The organism is Sunxiuqinia indica (assembly GCF_009847015.1).
In the GTDB taxonomy this organism is placed as follows: domain Bacteria; phylum Bacteroidota; class Bacteroidia; order Bacteroidales; family Prolixibacteraceae; genus Sunxiuqinia; species Sunxiuqinia indica.
The window spans coordinates 248,217-265,673 of the sequence record NZ_WVEM01000004.1 but is presented as its reverse complement, the minus strand read 5'-3'; the positions used below and the strand labels follow the sequence as shown (position 1 = coordinate 265,673).

Genomic DNA, 17,457 nt, shown 5'->3' with positions numbered 1-17,457 from the left:
ACCGCAGAGCATCAGTTACAGGTATCATTTCTAGTTAAAGACTTTCTATCGGGCACAAACTCAAAACCTGTTTTGAAATCTTCTTTTAATACCAGAATTGCATTGAAAGTATTGTCCTTTTTGCTTTTGAAGCCTTTTATTTCAGAGGTTTTTCCGCTGCACAGCAACTGGCCGATTTGAGCGTCAGTCAGTATTTTGCCACAAACATTCCGAAAAATGACAAGTCCGCAATCTGCATGGTCGCATTTGGCAACCTTGGAATAGAAAAACACTTTCCCCTTTTTGCATTTCGGGCAAACAACGCCGGGAGTATCGTTTATTTCTATCTTCCGTTTGCTTTGGAGCAGTTCTTCGGTGATTTGTGTTGTGTATTGCCGGATTCCCCGTAAAAATGTCCCGGCGTCAATAGCTCCCTGTTCAATACGTGCCAGGTCGAATTCCCAGTTTCCTGTCATTTCCACATCGGCAATTTTCATATCTTTTACAACGGCATAAACAGCCAGCCCTTTTTCGGTAGGGGCAAGTGATTTTCCCTGCCTTTTTATATATTCCCTTGTAAGCAAAGTCTCTATAATAGATGCACGGGTGGCAGGAGTGCCGATGCCGACATCGTTCAGGCTTTTGCGGTAGTCCTCGTTTTCCAGTTCTTTCCCGGCACTTTCCATGGCTGACAACAAAGCGGCTTCGGTCAGCAATGGTTTCGGCTTTGTCTGCCTCTTAAGGATTTCAGCCCGGATTATGGGCAATTGTTCCCCTTCGGAAAACTCAGGCAATGCCATTTCGTTTTCTTCGCCGATATTAAGTACAGCCCGCCAGCCTTTGGTTGTGATAACGGTTCCATTGGCTTTTAACTCAATGCCGTTACAGTTGAAACCAACCTGGGTTATTTCCTTTTGACAGTTCGGGGAGAAAGCTTCCAGTATCCGACCGGCAATCATATCATAAATGGCCAGTTCTTCTTTTTTCAACCCTTCGGATTCATTCCCGGTTATCAGCAGTGCATGGTGGTCGGTTACCTTTCCATCATTGACGCAATGGTTATTCAGTGGGTTCAGGTTTTTCGCATAATCGCCCAAAGCTGGGTGCTGTTTTAAAACAATGATTAATGAACGTATTTCGTCGAAAACATCCCTCGGTATAAAACGGCTTCCGGTACGTGGATAAGTGATGAGCTTATCTTGATAAAGTTTTTGCGCAATACTCAAAGTTTGGGCAGCCGAAAAACCCAGCTTGCTGTTGGCATCCTTTTGCAGGGTGGTCAAATCGTAAAGCAACGGCGGCTTTTCGGTACGTCGTTTGGTTTTAACAACCGCAACGTTTAACTGCTCTGAATCCCTGATTAACTGTAAAACCTGTTTTGCTTTTTCTTCATCTTCAAATTCTGAGACAGCAAGGGCTTTAACGGCCAGTCCGTCTTTTTCCAGTTCTGCCTCCACTACCCAGTAGGGCTTTGAAACAAAGTTTTTGTTTTCCAGTAAGCGTTTACAGACCATTCTCAGCGTCGGGGTTTGTACCCGGCCAAGCGAATATAAGCAGTGCCCGGCATTTACGGTAATGGCTTGCGTAGCGTTTATCCCCACCAGCCAGTCCGATTCGCTCCGGGCTTTGGCCGCCCGGTAAAGGTTGTCGTAATCGTGTCCGTCTTTCAGGTTGTTAAGCCCTTCCCTGATTGCTTTGTCAGTCAGGCTGTTTATCCACAAGCGGGAAAAGGGCTTTTTGCAGCCCAGGTAATTATAAATGTACCGGAAAATAAGTTCCCCTTCACGTCCGGCATCGGTGGCCACGATAATTTGGCTGCACCGGTTAAAAACGGATTCGATAACTTCCAGTTGTTGTAAGGCCCTTTTATCAAACTGGTAAGATTTTCCTGCTTTTATATTACGTGGCGTTAAAATAAATTCTGCCGGGAGTATGGGCAGGTTTTCTTTTTGAAAACTTTGGTAACCGTACTCATCCGGCATGGCCAGGCCGATTAAATGCCCTAAAGCCCAGGTAACCACATACCCGTTTCCTTCCAGGTATCCGTCCTGTCTTTTTGTGGCCCCTGCTATCCGGGCTATTTCTTTGGCCATACTTGGTTTTTCTGCTAATATCGCTTTCATATTTAATTTTTGTTATTTGTTTTTAGTTATTTTCGCGATGCTCAGGTCTTTACACTTTCAGCCCTTTTGCTTTGGGCTTTTGCTGTTTGTCTGTTTCCCGTTGTTGTTTCCCGTTAGGTCGGGTTTGTCCCGCCTTCAGAGGTTTTTTTATATTTTTAGTGGCTTCGTTGGTTTTGCCCTGTGAATTGACAGCTTCCTGTGTCCGATGGGCATTGTCAGGTATTTTCTCCTGTGCTTTATCGGGGTTCCATTTGAAAAAATCAAGCTTGCCTTTTTCAGGGTTTACCTTGATGTACGCATTGTATTTTTCCCCTTTTTTATCGGTTAGCCCTTCCACGTAAATAGTTTTTTCCGCTTTCAGGTCGACTTGCTGTTGTTTGGACAGATTTACCCCTCCAAGCTTCGAAGGAATCCGGAGGTCGTTTTGTTGGTTCTGGGCCTGGTTATTAAATATGAATTCTAACCCTCGTTTTTCTGCGTTGACCTGTAAATGTGCCGAGAATTCTTTTCCGCTCCGGGCTGTCATGTTTTCCACCAAAACTGCTTTCCCCCCTTGTAGCCCTTGTTTCTGCTTATCGTCCAGGCGCACGCCTTTGATTTCGTTCGGAATATTTACCTTGTCGGCTCGCAGGGCGACTATTTCGTTGGTCAGTTTATCGACACTTACATATACCGGAAGCGTTGAACCGTCTGTCTTTTTCAGGTCAAGCACTTTTCCGAGGTTGCCGGTTTCCGATAAAACCTTTTTCTCCTCATCAGTAAAATGATGGCCGTAAAACGGTTTGTCCAGTTCAGGTTGTTGGCGTACCCCGTGTACGGCAACAGTCAGTTTATCATCTTCTCCTTTACGGAATGCCAGCCTTGCCTGCGTGTCAACAGTTATCCCTTCCAAATCCATCTTTACAGGGAGCAGCGGGGATTTTCCAAAGTTGAGCATGGTTTCCAGGCAATCCCTTTTTTGCAGCATTTCTTTACTAACACCCAACTTTTGCAAGCTGTCCCAGTCCACTTCGTTTTCTGATATGGCTGTTGGTTTCTTTTCCTGGCCAGCTCGTGTTGCATCAGTTTTTTCTGTTTGTTGCTTCTGTTCTTCCGACTTTTGTTCTTTGTTTTGCATTTTGTGGTAGTCTTCTTGTTTTACCCGGTATTCATCCAGCAGTTCTTTGCCCGATTCATAGCCGTTTTTCAGGATGTCGCCAATAACGATGCTCATTTCAGAAACACTGTTTATTGGTACTTTGAAAAAACTAAATTGGGTGGGATTTTTGCACTGGCGCATGAAGTTGGAAAAGAAATTTTCCAGCGCATTGCCATGCCGGTCGATTTTCAGGAAATCCGGGTTGCTTTTGTCCCGGGTCGATACGGTTTTGGGAGTCCCGTTTTTGTCGAGTTCCCCTGTTGCTACTTTTACAACCGGTTTGCCTTGCTCTTTTTCTTCGGCAACCAGTAAGGTTTCGGATGTTAATTCTTTATCCATAATTCGTACATTTTAAATTAATAATGTGTTGAAATTATGGCTTTGGATTAGTGGTTATTAAATCGTTGTAGTACTTGTCTTGAATGATGTAGGGTTTGTCTTTTGGCAATATTAGGAAACTATTAATTCTGCCTTTATCAAAAAGGCCAATAGGCTTTATTAAACTATTACAGTAGCGTGGGCAAAGACAAGTGTAAGGGCTGAACGTAACGGAACGAAGTCTGTACGAAGGCAGGGTGAGCATAGTGAAGTGAAGTTGTTACTCTTGTGCGCGGTGCTGAAAAGCTCCTGAATGCAAGTAGCGAGGCATGAGCAAATGAAATAAAGGGGCTGGAGGCACTGGAACAATAATTCGAAATTTACTGCGAGAGGCAAAAGACAAATGTATCCCTGTAATGCAATGGAAGGTGTTCTTTTGCCGTGTGGTGTACAAGGCTTTTCGACCGAACAGTTGAAGGAGTACCGATAAACTGCGAATTATGAGCAGCGGTGCGGTTGAAACAGTGAGGGAGAAATGCCGAGGCAACTGGATAGTGTTCAATAATTCAAAAAAAAATTAGTTCTTTGGCAACTCACGACATATTTGATGGATTCTTAATGGTTGCGTTTTTGCCAACACACCCGTGCTAAATTGTTATCTTTGAGCCAATAAAAACAGTTGAATATTGGACAAGATGAAAAAGGAAATAGATAAAAAATTACAGGATAAAAACATTAAGCCAACCGCAATGCGACAATTGGTTTTTAAAGTTTTGACCGAACAAAAAACGGCTATTAGTTTGCCTGAATTAGAAATAAAATTTGAAAAAGCAGATAAAGCAACTTTGTATCGAACGCTAAAAACATTTCAGGAAAATAAACTGATTCATTCGATTGAAGATGGTTCGGGTTCTGTAAAATATGCTTTGTGCCAGGAAACCTGCGAGTGCCAGCCCGAAGACCTTCACGTTCATTTCCTTTGCACAAAATGCAATCAAACCTTTTGTTTGAACGACATACCTGTTCCGACAATAAACCTTCCCAATAGCTTTTACCTCGAAAGCGTAAATATGGTAATAAAAGGAGTTTGTTCAAATTGCAAAAAATAAACTTTGCAACCGGGTTGCATCAACTTTTTAGTATATTTGCCGTTATAATTTTAAATAACAAGAAAAGCAGATAATAGCTTGAGCTTAAAAGAAAAATATAATGGTACATTTCTTATCCTGATTACCGGGATAATTATTTTTGCCCATGCTGTTATTCCCCATCACCATCATTTCGATTCCGTAGAAGCTCATTCAGAAAATTTAGAATGTGAAAGCACTAATACGGTTAAACACAATGAAAACCCGGATACGCATTGCCATGCCTTTAATCTTATTATTTCTGAAAAGGCAAATGATATTGTTGTTAATTCTCCTGCCACATTCATTTCCCATTTCGACCTTTTTAGCTTCGATAAAGACTTTCTTATAGCATCAAAATTAAATGACGTTATTTATCCCCCCTTCGTCAGTAGTCTCACACAGAAACAAATATTCCTTTCCAGCCGTTTGTTAAGGGCGCCCCCCGCTTCTGCTTAATTTCTTTTCGATTTTTTTTAAACCCGGTAAAGCATTTTATCGGCAATATTAATCACTTAATCTTTTAAGCATGAAAAAGAAGAGATTAAGCAAGCAGGAGCTTCTTGAAAAGCAAAAGCTTGACAATAAAAAATTTAACAGGACGATGCTGATTAGTTTTAGCATCCTTTTATTCAGCCTATTGTCTGTTCTTATTTTTTACACCTACTGGTGCGACACAAGATTTGCCTGGCGTAAAATTGCCTGGTTTAAACATGAAGTGCCTGCCAATTGGATATGTATGAACGGGAACAACCTGCAAATTCATAAAAGCGCAAAAGCGGAATACAAAGGTGAAACCTATTATTTCTGTAGTCAGGCGTGTTTTAATCATTTGGTAAATCATTTCAATGAGGCAGCCTACGCAACAGACCCGGTTTCGGGTGATACCCTGTTAAAGGCAAATGCTTTAATTGGTCTCAAAAAAAGGAACAAAACCGAAGTTGCTTATTTCAAAAACAAGCAAAACTTTAAAAAGTATTATGAATCAAAATAATGGAACAAAGTCAATAACAAATAAAATCAATAGGAGATGATAAATAAAATCATTGCTTTTTCAATCAAAAACAAATTTATTGTGGGGCTGCTCACGCTGGCCCTCATTGGAGTGGGGCTCTACTCCATGTCAACGGTCAATCTCGGTTCAGTGCCGGATATTACCAATAACCAAGTGCAGGTGATTACCGTGTCCGAAAACCTTTCCACAGAAGACATAGAACAATTTGTGACCTACCCGGTGGAGCTGGCAATGGCAAATTTGCCGGGGGTAACAGAAATAAGGTCTATTTCAAGGTTTGGCCTGTCAGTGGTGACCATTGTATTTGAAGATAAAATGGGGACTTACCTGCCCCGGCAATTGGTTTCGGAAAAGCTCAATGAAGTAAAAGAGCAAATTCCTGAAAAATTTGGTTCCCCCTCAATGGGGCCAATTACCACAGGTCTGGGGGAAATTTATCAATATACTATTAAACCCATGCCCGGTTACGACACCGTTTATTCTGCAACTGAACTCCGTACAATTCAAGATTGGATTGTAAAACGGCAAATGGCAATGGTGGACGGCGTGATAGAGGTAAATGCCTTTGGAGGGAAAGTTAAGCAATATGAAATAGCCATCAACCCCGAAAAACTCAATGCTATCAATGTTTCTATTTCTGAAGTGTTTGAGGCATTGCAGCGCAATAATGTAAATACCGGGGGCGCATATATCGAAAAAAACAACATGGCCAACTTTATCCGTGGCGAAGGCCTGGTGCGTTCGCTGGATGATATCCGTAATATCGTCATCAGGAATGAAGATGGTATCCCAATCCTGATTAGGGACGTAGTTGAAAAGGTTCACTTTGGAAGCCAGGTAAGGTACGGCGCTTTCACCCAGGATGGGCATGAAGCAGTTGGGGGAATGGTACTTATGCTCCGTGGAGAGAACCCGAATGCTGTAATCAAGAATGTAAAGGAAAGGATGACAGAAGTCCAGAAATCATTGCCCGAAGGACTGGAAATTAAACCTTTTCTCGACCGCAGCGAGCTTATTGCCAGAACCACAGATACCGTTAAGAAAAACCTTTTGGAAGGGGCATTGATTGTGATATTTGCGCTGGTAATATTGCTGGGTAGCCTGCGGGGCGGTATTATCACTGCCACTACTATCCCCCTCTCGCTTCTTTTTGCTTTTATATTAATGAAACAGTTTAATGTATGGGCCAACCTGATGAGCCTGGGAGCAATTGATTTTGGAATCATCATAGATGGCGCGGTAATTATTATTGAAGGAACGGTGTATGAAATACAAAAACGTATAAAAGCCGGAAAGCATATTTTTAACCAGAAAACAATGGACGAGGTGGCCTATGATTCAGGAAGCACCATGATGGGTTCAGCCTTTTTCGGACAAATCATTATCCTTATTGTTTTTGCCCCCATACTTTTTCTAACTGGCGTGGAAGGAAAAATGTTTCAGCCAATGGCATACACCTTCGGATTTGCAATGATTGGCGCCATTATTCTTTGCCTCACGTATGTGCCCATGATGTCGGCCCTGTTTATGAAGCCGATTCAAAACAAAAAGAACTGGTTTGGAAAATTTGAACGGAAACTGGAAACGCTCAGTGAGAAAATTATTGGCGGTATACATCGGGTATACCTTCCGTTTTTAAAAATTGCTTTACGTTTCAAAGCCGTAGTTATCATTCTATCCATCGTGATACTGAGCGTTACCGTATATACTTTTTCGCGAATGGGAGGTGAATTTGTGCCCCAGTTAGATGAAGGGGATATTGCCATGCAGGCTTTAATTCGCCCGGGGAGTGGGTTGAGTGAAGCAATAGATGTTTCCACCGAAATTGAAACGCTTTTACTGGAAAATTTTCCTGAAGTAAAAACAGCCCTGGCCCGTATTGGGGTGGCCGATATTCCAACAGACCCCATGCCCATGGATATCGCTGATTTATTTATCATCCTCGAAAAGGACATGGATAAATGGACAAGCGCAGAATCTACTGAGGAGCTGATTGGCAAAATAAAAGAACTCCTAGATGAAAAATTAACCGGTGTAAACCTTGTTTTTAGCCAACCGGTTGAGCTTCGTTTCAACGAATTGCTTACAGGGGTTCGTGAAGATGTAGCCGTAAAATTGTTTGGCGAAGACCTGGATATACTTGCGCAGAAATCGGAGCAAATGGCTGAAATTATTCAAACCATTCCTGGAGTAGGCGATGTGAGCCCGGAGCGTACATCGGGGTTGCCGCAAATGACCGTTCGCTACAACCGCGAAAAAATTGCCCAATACGGATTGGATATTCAAAAAGCCAACGAGTATGTAAGCACCGCTTTTGCCGGAGGAGTAGCAGGAGCCATCTTCGAAGGGGAAAAACGGTTCGACATGGTTATCCGTTTCGATGAATCCCACCGGAAGAGTATTGACGACCTGCGCCAGCTTTTTATTGATTTACCCGACGGCACACAGGTGCCAATTAAAGAAATAGCCGATATCGACTATATTCCGGGCCCTATGCAGATTTCCCGTGAAAATACCTATCGCAGAACCTATGTAGGAATTAATACCAGGGGACGCGATGTTGAATCGGTAGTAACCGATATCCAGGAAAAGCTGGATGCAGAACTTGAACTTCCGCCTGGCTATTATATTTCCTATGGTGGAGAATTTGAAAATCTGCAGCGTGCTAAAAACCGTTTATCGATTGTTGTGCCAATCGCACTCTTTCTCATATTCGTGCTTCTCTACTTTGCACTTAAATCCTTTACACAATCCATTATGATTTACATTGCTATTCCACTGGCAGCCATTGGCGGTGTGTATGCCTTGTGGATAAGAGATATGCCTTTTAGTATTTCGGCCGGTGTTGGGTTTATTGTACTTTTTGGAGTTGCAGTGCTCAATGGCCTGGTTTTAATCAACCGGTTTAATTCGCTGAAAATGGAAGGAGTTTCTAACATCAGAGAACGGATTTTAACCGGTACAAAGGAAAGAATACGCCCAATTATGCTTACAGCTTCTACAGATATACTCGGGTTTTTACCCATGGCATTTTCAACATCTGCAGGAGCCGAAGTACAACGCCCGTTAGCTACTGTGGTTATTGGAGGCATGCTTACGGCTACATTATTAACACTTATTGTACTGCCAATACTCTATACTTTCGTAGAATCAAGGGGTAAAAAGAAGATAAAGCCAACGGCATCAGCGAAAACATTAATGGTGTTATTAATTGCTGCCGGATTAATAGGTTTGCCTACTGCAACAAAAGCTCAGGAGAATTCAAATTCCATCAACTCAATTTTCAGGAACCTGCCCGCCATTACACTGGAGGAAGCCAGTGAACTTGCGGTTGAAAGTTACCCGAAAATACAATCGGCACGCCTGGAGATTGAAAATCAGGAGGTATTGAAAAAAACTGCGTGGGATTTGGGAAACACGGAAATCTTCACCGGAAAAGAAGAAGTTGGAAACGGTTCCGATGGTATTTATACCCAAATTGGCATACAACAGGGAGGAATCGATGTGTTCGGAATTTCGCCGAAATTAAAGCTGCAGGAAGAATATATTACACTTGCAGAATCGGCTCTTAACCTTACTGAAATTGAAGTAGAGCGGGAAGTCAAACGCGCCTGGGGAAATGCGTATGCTACCTGGAATAACTACCGGGTGTACAATGGTCTCGATTCCGTTTTTGCAGATATAAAAAGGGCAGCCGAGCTTAGGCTGGAAACTCAGGCAAGCTCCAGACTGGAATATCTTGCCACAATAAACGAAGCCAATCAGGTGCAAATACAAAAAGAACAGGCCTGGTACGATTACCTCGCAGCCCTTCAAAAACTTAACGCTTGGTTTGCCGGCGATACGCTTTATACTGTTTCAAAAGTGCCGGTAAGCACTTTGGAAAATTCTGCTGATTTAATTTCAAATACTGCCGGCGTCCACCCAATACTAAATTTTGCCCGGCAGCGTATTAACGTGGCAGATGCAACTATCAGGGAGCAAAAATCGCAATTTCTACCAAAACTCAGTGGAGGATACAATAAACAGAAAGTGGGAGGAGAAAGCGGGTTTTATTCTTACCAAGTGGGAATCCGCATTCCCCTTGTTTTCGGGCCGGAATTAGGCCGGGTACAATCTGCCAGGATTGAACGGGAAATTGCCGGACAAAACTTAATGCAGACACAACTTGAGTTTAATTCTTTTCTGGGCAGTACCCGGGAAGAATTTTTCAAGTGGCTCAATTCGTGGAACTATTACCGCGATGAAGCGCTTCCCCTTGCCAGAGAACAACGCCAGGGAGCAATCACAGCGTACAATGAAGGCGCCATAAACTACGTAGCTTTTTTGCAAAACATCAGAGACGCTGTGCAAATCGAAGTCGATTCATGGAATGCCTTCGGGAGTTACCTCGATAGCCGCTTTCAACTTGAATATTATTTAAAAACATCAAATTGAAAAATAAACAGAAATCATTAATTCAAAAAATATAAAAAATGAAAAAGTACATCATACAAATTCTCGCAATTGTTTTTGTCACGGTGGGTTTGATTGGTTGTGGCAATAATAAGGAAGCTAATTCAGACGCACATGAAGGTGAAACCCATGAAACCCACGAAGAAGAAGGGCATGACGAAGACAACCACGAAGAAGAAGGACATGCAGAAGAGGGCCATGAAGAAGAAGGTGGAATGCGTGAAGTGCATCTGTCAGATTTGAAGTTCAACAGCCTGGGAATGGAAATTGATACCCTGCCTGTCCGTGCACTTTCGGGAGTGGTAGAGGCCAACGGGCAGTTGGAAGTTCCCCCGCAGCATGAAGCAACAATTACAGCTATTCTTGGCGCCAATGTAACTTCCATTAAAGTAATCGAGGGCGACAAGGTAAGCAAAGGTGAGGTAATTGCTTATCTGGCACATCCCAACATTGCAAAATTGCAGACGGATTACCTGAAAGTCTATAGCCAGGTACAATTCCTCGAAAAGGAATTTGAGCGGCAGAAACGTCTCTTTGAGGAAAAGGTTGGTTCAGGGCAAGCCTTTCAGCAGGTTCAGGCCGATTATCAGGCAATGAAAGGAGAAGTAAAAGGCTACGAGGCACAGTTAAAAATGCTCGGTATCGATGTTGAAAATATCCGGGAAGGGGAAATTTATGAAACCATTCCAGTGGTAAGCCCTATTGATGGTTATATCGAAAAAGTGCTGATACAGCTCGGTCAGTACGTTGACCCGCAAAAAGAAATGTTTATGGTTGTGAACAACGAGCATATCCATGCCGACCTGATGGTATTCGAAAAAGATGTGTATAAGGTAAAAGAAGGGCAAAAAGTGTATTTCACGGTACAATCGGCACCCGGCAAAACCCTTTCCGCCAAAATATTTGCAGTGGGCAGGCAGTTTGAACAAAATCCGAAGGCCGTGCATGTACATGCAGAAATTGAGAAAAAAGAAGGTTATCTGATTACAGGAATGTACATCAATGGCAAAATACACACCGAAAGTAATCTTTTGCCCGCTTTGCCCGAAGGCGCCATAGTGGAAGAAGAAGGCAAATCGTACATTTTTATGGCAGAAAAACATGAAGAAGACGGTGAAACTGAGTGGGCATTTCAACCTGTGGAGATAATAACCGGAATTGAAGAAGATGGGTGGGTTGAAGTGAAACTGCTTGAACCATTACCGGAAGATGCAATGCTTGCCTTAAACAATGCATATTACCTGATTTCTGAAATGAAGAAGAGCCAGACATCACACAGTCATTAAGCATAAAGTGTGAACCAGTAATGTTTTTAACAATGTAAAAAAAATAAATTATGAAAGAAATAAAAGCATTTGTAAAGCCATTTAAAGTTAATGATATATGTCATCATTTAATCGAAGCAGGGTTTCCCAACCTCACCGTTTCATCAGCAGAAGGAACGGGCAACCTTGAAAACTCTGACCCCTCTGTTTCAACACAATTCTCAATCACCGACAGCCAGGTGGCCAAAATTGAAATTGTATGCAACAAAGAAAATGTGGATAAAATTGTTGCTATCATCTCGGAGCAGGGACGTACCGGGAACCCGGGGGACGGCCTTATCTATATTTCGGATGTTGAAAAAGCTTTTCGTGTAAAAACAGGGAAGGATATTAGATTGGATTAATAGCATAGAAACCATGGAAGGTATACTTGAAATGCACAAAATAGCATTTGCGAAAGGAGGGAAATGTTTGTCTCATTATTATGTTAATAGCAGGATAAAACTACTTTGGCAATGTGAGAAAGGGCATCAATGGTTTGCGACTCCATTTAGTATAAAAGTCAGGGAAAGTTGGTGCCCGCATTGTGCGGGCACCCAACCTTTGGGCATTGATGCGATGCATGTTCTTGCCCGTGAAAGGGGTGGAAAATGCCTCTCAAAAGAATATAAAAACTGTAAAACAAAAATGTTGTGGCAATGTAAGCACGGGCACAGGTTTCAGTCGAACCCCGACAATATTAAGCAGGGCCGGTGGTGCCCGCATTGTCGTGCTGCCGGGGTTTAACGGTTTAGCTATACTGCGGAAATATTTTTCCCCGGTTTTTTTGATTAAAACATAATTGACATGAAAAAATATTTTAAAGGTTTGTTTATATGGCAGTTAATAGGGGGTGTATTCTTCTTCCTTGTTTTAGCCCCACTTTTAATTGCCACATACCAATATGAATTTTTGACTCATCAACCTTCGTTCCTGAAAATTGTATGGAATATCTACCATGTTCTTTTACGCCCGGCAGACATTGGTATTTTTTTTATGGATTTGGCCATTCTTATAGTCGGGATTGTTTTTGCCACTCTTTTTTACCGTTACAAAAAAAGAAAAAAGGGTAAAATACCTGGCACTTCAGATATCTTAAAACTAATTGAGAAAGGTGAAAATGAGAAAGTAGAATTCAAATCATCGCTCAGGCACGACTACCGCCAGGTGAAAACAGACAAAAACCTGGAACATGTAATTTTAAAATCAATCGCCGGATTTTTAAATGGGAAAGGAGGTACTTTATTAATTGGTGTTAATGATTTCGGCGAGATTTTAGGCCTGGAAAATGATTATTGGTCGTTAAAAAAGAAAACCAAAGATGGTTTTGAACAAAGGCTGATGCTCATTATTTCAAATGCCTTTGGAAAAGATATCTGTAGTAAAATACAGGTGTCATTCCATACTATTAACGATAAGGAAATATGTTCCTTATTCATTGAGCGCTCTATACGGCCTGTTTATTTTAAGGAAAACAATCAAACAGTTTTTTTCCTGCGAACGGGAAACGTAACCAATCCGCTTTCAACCAGTGAAACGGTTGAATATCTGGAATCAAAACAAAAACGAAGTTTCAAATTCCAGAATGTAGGATTTTATTATTAAAGTTTTTTAAAACATTGTTTATCATGAGAAAATTAGTATTAATTACAGCAGTTGTTGCCCTTTTAAGCAGTTGTGCCGTTATTCGACCGGGCGAAGTAGGATTAAAAGTAAAATATGGAAAAATCCAACCTGGTATCCTGACGCCCGGACTGCATGGACGGGGAATCATAAGCACAAAAATAGAACGTTTTGATACACGGGTTATCGAATATTCCGATAAAGTTGGTTTTCATAGCAGCGAAGGAATAGAAGTAACTTCCGAGATAACCCTGCTTTATCATTTAATCCCGGATTCGGCACAAAGCATTTATCAAAAATTCGATGGGTATTACCAAAGTTCACTTATCATTAACAACTTAATCACAGCTGTGCGCCAGGAAGGGCTTAATCATCCGGCTGTCGAATTAATCACAAAGCGTAACGAAGTTGAACAATCGGTTAAGGACAAACTCGCAGAAACCATTGGCAAATATGGCTTTTCTATCGACCTGGTACTTATTAAAGACATTGACCTGCCATCTGCTATAACACAAACCATCCAGGCAAAATTAAATGCCGAACAGGTTTCTAAAAAAACCGAGATTGATTTGGAAATACAACGCAAAAACCTGGATTACCAAATTGAAAAAGAAAAAAAAGAAGCCGAACTCGATGTGGCCAAAAAACGGATAGCGCTTGACTTTGTCATTGAAAAACAAGAGCGGGAAGCCGAACGGCTTTTAATTGAAGCAGAATCCGTTAAAAAGTCAAACGATATTTTAAACGCTTCACTTACCGATAAGGTAATTGAATATAAAGCGCTTGAAATTACCAGGGATTTAGTAAGGTCGCCTAACTCGAAAATCATCGTCACCGATGGTAAATCACCGGTGATAGTGAATGACCAATCAAGATAGTAAAGATAATAAGGGGTGTTTAAAGATTTTTCTTGAATCAAAGATAAATCTCAGGTTGTTAATTAATTGACATCTTTTAAATACCCCTTTTAAATAATTTGAAAATTAATAATATGATAGGCAAAGCTGTATATTTTCTGTTTGTTTTAATGGTATTTTGCAATCCTTCAAAAGGGCAGGTACCCGATAGTATTAAGGTTTCTCAATCAGATTCTGTTCAGATTGAGCTGCTAAAAAAGGTTCCGGATGATGTAATTCATCTTGAAATATTAAAAATTCAGGGACAGATTATTGACAACCTTAACTACATGATGGATTATTTGCATGAAAACCAGAATAGAATTGAAATGAAACTGGATTCCGCCTTAATTATTTTGCAAAGAGTGAATACAAATAACCTGCAAAACCAAAAGAAAAAGAAAAAAAGGAGATGAAAATTGTATATCAGGCTTTCTTAATTATTGACTGGCGGGAGTTTAGGCTTAAAACTTTTTACCATGGAATACTATTTCAACAAAGTAATTAAAGGAAATTTTAAAGATATTTTACAGGCAGTAAAAATATCTTTAAAGAAGGAAGATTTTGAATTATTCTATGAAATTGATATGCAGGAAAAAGTTTACTTAAAACTTGGCAATATATGTCCTGAATTTGTAGTACTGGGAGCCTGTAATATGGATTTTCTTTATAATGTTCTTGACATGAAAGGGGAAATTACGGCTTCGTTACCCTTTAATATTGTTTTACAACAAATAAATAAGAATGAAGTAAAAGTAGTAGCAATAGACCCCTTTTCTTCAATAAAGGATTCTAATAATGAATTCCTGGTTATTCTGACTTATGCCATAAAATTGAAATTGGCGAGAGTAATGGAATCAATCACTACTTTGAGTGATTCAAAGTTTTTACGAATGTAATTGTAAAAATTGGCCTTGGATTGACAACTGTTTTAAAAATTGTGTAAACCATTAACATCTTTCTAAAATGAAAAAACTAAAGTTAGAAATACCACTCATTTTACCCGAAGTACCGGATGAAAAAGACCAATGCGTTCAGGAGCTTATCTCACTGCTTCAGGAGCAAAAAGGGCTGGAAAAAGTCCACGTTTCAGAAGCTGCCGAAAATGGCGTACCCCAGCTTTGTTTTCACTATGACCCGGAATTGATTTCCATTGACCGTGTACGTTCAATTGCCCGGCAAACAGGGGCGTCCATTACCGAAAAAACCGGGCACAAGCTCATCGGCGTAGAAGGCATCCGCCACACGCGCCATGCACGCAGTATCGAGCGCAGCCTGCGCGACTTGAACGGTATCATTGAAGCATCGGTTTCTGCCTCGGGAATGGTACGGGCTGAGTTCGACACAAGGCAGATTGATGAAGCAGCAATAGTTGAAGCTTTACGAAAAGAAGGCCTTGGTATAACCGATACTGCCTTAAAAGTCGGGAAATATCTTCGCGGCATCAAAGAAACGGAGAAAGCGCCGAAAGACAAGCAGCCTGAAAAAAAGCCTGAACACGAAGAAAAAGAAGGGGAAGAACATGAACATGCCCATGGCGGCCTTTTGGGTAAAAATACGGAGTTGATTTTCTCCATCATTTGCGGAATATTGCTGGCCATTGGTTTTGGCCTCTCTTTCGTGGATGCAGTCCCTTCGTGGGTTAGCTTGTCGCTGTACATCGGAGCTTATTTTTTTGGTGGTTTCTACACGGCCAAAGAAGCCATACAAACCGTTGCCAAAGGGGGTTTTGAAATTGATTTCCTCATGCTGGTTGCAGCCATCGGAGCAGCTATACTGGGCGAATGGGCCGAAGGCGCTTTGCTGTTGTTCCTGTTCAGTATGGGCCATGCACTCGAACATTTCGCTATGAACAAAGCCCGCAAATCTATTGCTGCTTTGGCCGAACTCGCCCCCAAAACCGCCTTACTAAAGAAGAACGGGAAAACAGAAGAGGTAGGCATTGAAAAACTGGGTATCGGAGACGTTATCGTAGTGAAGCCCAACACTAAAATCCCGTCCGATGGCGTTGTGGTTAGCGGCGAAAGCAGCGTGAACCAGGCCCCAATAACGGGCGAAAGTGTACCGGTGGATAAAATGCCCGTGGATGACCCCCAAAAGGACTACTCCAACGAAAAGGACATTCGTGATGAAAACAGGGTTTTTTCAGGCACCATCAACGGCAACAACACGCTGGAAATTAAAGTCACCAGGGAAGCCAGCGACTCTACGCTCTCCCGTTTGGTAAAACTGGTTAATGAAGCCCAAACACAAAAATCGCCCACCCAAAGGTTTACCGACAAGTTCGAGAAATACTTTGTTCCTTCCGTTTTGGGATTGGTGGTGTTGTTGCTCGGGGCTTTTTTGGTTATTGACGAAAATTTCGGCGACAGCTTTTACAGGGCAATGGCCGTTCTGGTAGCCGCCAGTCCTTGTGCGCTGGCCATTTCCACGCCCAGCGCCGTGCTGAGCGGAGTAGCAAGGGCCGCAAAAAGCGGGGTGCTTATCAAAGGCGGACGGCCGCTGGAAGACCTAGGTGTTTTAACCGCCCTGGCTTTTGATAAAACAGGAACCCTTACGGAAGGCAAACCAAAACTCACCAAAGTAGTTCCATTGAACAATACCGATGAAAATGAATTACTCAAAATGGCAATAGCCGTGGAAAACCTGAGCGACCATCCGTTGGCAAAGGCGGTGGTGAGGGACGGCAAAAAACGTTTGGAAGGGAATACTATTCCGGAGGCCAAAGACCTGGAAGCCGTTTTGGGAAAAGGTATCAAGGCAACACTGGGAAAAGATAAAGTATATATTGGCAACCTGGAACTGTATGAAGCCCTCGATGATAAAAAACCTTCGGAAAAAATTGCGGAAAAAGTAAAAGCTCTTGAAGCAGAAGGGAACACCACAATGCTTATTCGCCGGAATGACGAATATGTGGGCATCATAGCCTTAATGGACACACCGCGGGCAGAGGCAAAAAGTACGCTGGAGCAATTAAAGAAAACCGGTATCAAACGGATGGTCATGCTCACGGGCGACAACCAGAAAGTGGCCGATGCCGTGGCAAAAGAAATAGGCCTGACCGATGCCTGGGGCAGCCTGTTGCCTGAAGAAAAAGTAGATGCGATAAAAAAACTCAGAAAGGAGGAATCGAAGCTGGCCATGGTAGGCGATGGCGTGAACGATGCCCCCGCCATGGCCAACAGCACCGTGGGGATAGCCATGGGCGCGGCCGGTTCTGACGTGGCGCTTGAAACCGCCGATATTGCCCTGATGGGCGACAAACTGGAAATCCTTCCCTTTGCCATTGGGCTGAGCCGAAAAGCAAAAGGTATCATAAAACAAAACCTTTGGATTAGCCTGGGTATCGTAGCTGTACTTATTCCGTCAACCATCCTTGGCCTGGCAGGCATTGGCATTGCCGTGCTGATTCACGAAGGTTCAACCCTGGTAGTGGTTTTTAATGCTTTAAGATTATTGGCATACAAAAAATAATAAAG

14 protein-coding genes are annotated in these 17,457 nt (G+C 42.1%); 12 read left to right on the top strand and 2 right to left on the bottom strand.

Annotation, left to right across the window (positions count from 1 at the left end):
- Positions 1 to 11: 11 nt before the first annotated feature.
- Positions 12 to 2,102: a type IA DNA topoisomerase gene (gene topB / locus GR929_RS08150; protein ID WP_159518624.1), complete on the bottom strand. Its 2,091-nt coding sequence runs from the start codon at positions 2,100 to 2,102 to the stop codon at positions 12 to 14.
- 49 nt (positions 2,103 to 2,151) lie between these two features.
- Positions 2,152 to 3,579: a DUF3945 domain-containing protein gene (locus GR929_RS08145; RefSeq protein ID WP_159518623.1), complete on the bottom strand. Its 1,428-nt coding sequence runs from the start codon at positions 3,577 to 3,579 to the stop codon at positions 2,152 to 2,154.
- A 674-nt stretch (positions 3,580 to 4,253) separates the two neighbouring features.
- Between GR929_RS08145 and GR929_RS08140 the strand changes: the two genes are divergently transcribed.
- The 12 genes from GR929_RS08140 to GR929_RS08085 all read left to right on the top strand — a co-directional run bounded on the left by GR929_RS08140 (position 4,254) and on the right by GR929_RS08085 (position 17,452).
- Positions 4,254 to 4,667, top strand: a complete 414-nt coding sequence (locus tag GR929_RS08140) for a Fur family transcriptional regulator (protein ID WP_159518621.1) — start codon at positions 4,254 to 4,256, stop codon at positions 4,665 to 4,667.
- Between the two features lie 78 nt (positions 4,668 to 4,745).
- Complete coding sequence (locus GR929_RS08135; protein WP_159518619.1) at positions 4,746 to 5,144, top strand: hypothetical protein; 399 nt, start codon at positions 4,746 to 4,748, stop codon at positions 5,142 to 5,144.
- A 70-nt stretch (positions 5,145 to 5,214) separates the two neighbouring features.
- Positions 5,215 to 5,679, top strand: coding sequence for a hypothetical protein (locus GR929_RS08130; RefSeq protein WP_159518617.1), 465 nt, complete (start codon positions 5,215 to 5,217; stop codon positions 5,677 to 5,679).
- A gap of 36 nt (positions 5,680 to 5,715) precedes the next feature.
- Positions 5,716 to 10,137, top strand: coding sequence for a CusA/CzcA family heavy metal efflux RND transporter (locus GR929_RS08125; protein ID WP_159518615.1), 4,422 nt, complete (start codon positions 5,716 to 5,718; stop codon positions 10,135 to 10,137).
- 38 nt (positions 10,138 to 10,175) lie between these two features.
- A complete protein-coding gene (locus tag GR929_RS08120; RefSeq protein ID WP_157624536.1) occupies positions 10,176 to 11,441 on the top strand; it encodes an efflux RND transporter periplasmic adaptor subunit in 1,266 nt (421 codons plus the stop codon).
- Between the two features lie 50 nt (positions 11,442 to 11,491).
- Positions 11,492 to 11,824 carry a P-II family nitrogen regulator gene (locus GR929_RS08115; RefSeq protein WP_053180885.1) on the top strand — a complete coding sequence of 111 codons (333 nt, stop codon included), beginning with the start codon at positions 11,492 to 11,494 and terminating at the stop codon, positions 11,822 to 11,824.
- Between the two features lie 13 nt (positions 11,825 to 11,837).
- Positions 11,838 to 12,206, top strand: coding sequence for a zinc-ribbon domain-containing protein (locus GR929_RS08110; RefSeq protein WP_159518613.1), 369 nt, complete (start codon positions 11,838 to 11,840; stop codon positions 12,204 to 12,206).
- 60 nt (positions 12,207 to 12,266) lie between these two features.
- Complete coding sequence (locus GR929_RS08105; RefSeq protein WP_053180879.1) at positions 12,267 to 13,064, top strand: AlbA family DNA-binding domain-containing protein; 798 nt, start codon at positions 12,267 to 12,269, stop codon at positions 13,062 to 13,064.
- A 23-nt stretch (positions 13,065 to 13,087) separates the two neighbouring features.
- Positions 13,088 to 13,960 carry a prohibitin family protein gene (locus tag GR929_RS08100; protein ID WP_159518612.1) on the top strand — a complete coding sequence of 291 codons (873 nt, stop codon included), beginning with the start codon at positions 13,088 to 13,090 and terminating at the stop codon, positions 13,958 to 13,960.
- 113 nt (positions 13,961 to 14,073) lie between these two features.
- Positions 14,074 to 14,394 carry a hypothetical protein gene (locus tag GR929_RS08095; RefSeq protein WP_053180873.1) on the top strand — a complete coding sequence of 107 codons (321 nt, stop codon included), beginning with the start codon at positions 14,074 to 14,076 and terminating at the stop codon, positions 14,392 to 14,394.
- Positions 14,395 to 14,457: 63 nt separating this feature from the next.
- Complete coding sequence (locus GR929_RS08090) at positions 14,458 to 14,877, top strand: DUF302 domain-containing protein (RefSeq protein ID WP_053180870.1); 420 nt, start codon at positions 14,458 to 14,460, stop codon at positions 14,875 to 14,877.
- 67 nt (positions 14,878 to 14,944) lie between these two features.
- Positions 14,945 to 17,452, top strand: coding sequence for a heavy metal translocating P-type ATPase (locus GR929_RS08085; protein ID WP_159518610.1), 2,508 nt, complete (start codon positions 14,945 to 14,947; stop codon positions 17,450 to 17,452).
- Positions 17,453 to 17,457: the final 5 nt, after the last annotated feature.

Bases quoted from the DNA above. Each gene is read 5' to 3' on its own strand.
- GR929_RS08085 (WP_159518610.1), top strand. From the start codon at position 14,945: ATGAAAAAACTAAAGTTAGAAATACCACTCATTTTACCCGAAGTACCG.
- GR929_RS08125 (WP_159518615.1), top strand. From the start codon at position 5,716: ATGATAAATAAAATCATTGCTTTTTCAATCAAAAACAAATTTATTGTG.
- GR929_RS08115 (WP_053180885.1), top strand. From the start codon at position 11,492: ATGAAAGAAATAAAAGCATTTGTAAAGCCATTTAAAGTTAATGATATA.
- GR929_RS08130 (WP_159518617.1), top strand. From the start codon at position 5,215: ATGAAAAAGAAGAGATTAAGCAAGCAGGAGCTTCTTGAAAAGCAAAAG.
- GR929_RS08110 (WP_159518613.1), top strand. From the start codon at position 11,838: ATGGAAGGTATACTTGAAATGCACAAAATAGCATTTGCGAAAGGAGGG.
- GR929_RS08105 (WP_053180879.1), top strand. From the start codon at position 12,267: ATGAAAAAATATTTTAAAGGTTTGTTTATATGGCAGTTAATAGGGGGT.
- GR929_RS08100 (WP_159518612.1), top strand. From the start codon at position 13,088: ATGAGAAAATTAGTATTAATTACAGCAGTTGTTGCCCTTTTAAGCAGT.
- GR929_RS08095 (WP_053180873.1), top strand. From the start codon at position 14,074: ATGATAGGCAAAGCTGTATATTTTCTGTTTGTTTTAATGGTATTTTGC.
- GR929_RS08140 (WP_159518621.1), top strand. From the start codon at position 4,254: ATGAAAAAGGAAATAGATAAAAAATTACAGGATAAAAACATTAAGCCA.
- GR929_RS08090 (WP_053180870.1), top strand. From the start codon at position 14,458: ATGGAATACTATTTCAACAAAGTAATTAAAGGAAATTTTAAAGATATT.
- GR929_RS08120 (WP_157624536.1), top strand. From the start codon at position 10,176: ATGAAAAAGTACATCATACAAATTCTCGCAATTGTTTTTGTCACGGTG.
- topB (WP_159518624.1), bottom strand. From the start codon at position 2,102: ATGAAAGCGATATTAGCAGAAAAACCAAGTATGGCCAAAGAAATAGCC.
- GR929_RS08145 (WP_159518623.1), bottom strand. From the start codon at position 3,579: ATGGATAAAGAATTAACATCCGAAACCTTACTGGTTGCCGAAGAAAAA.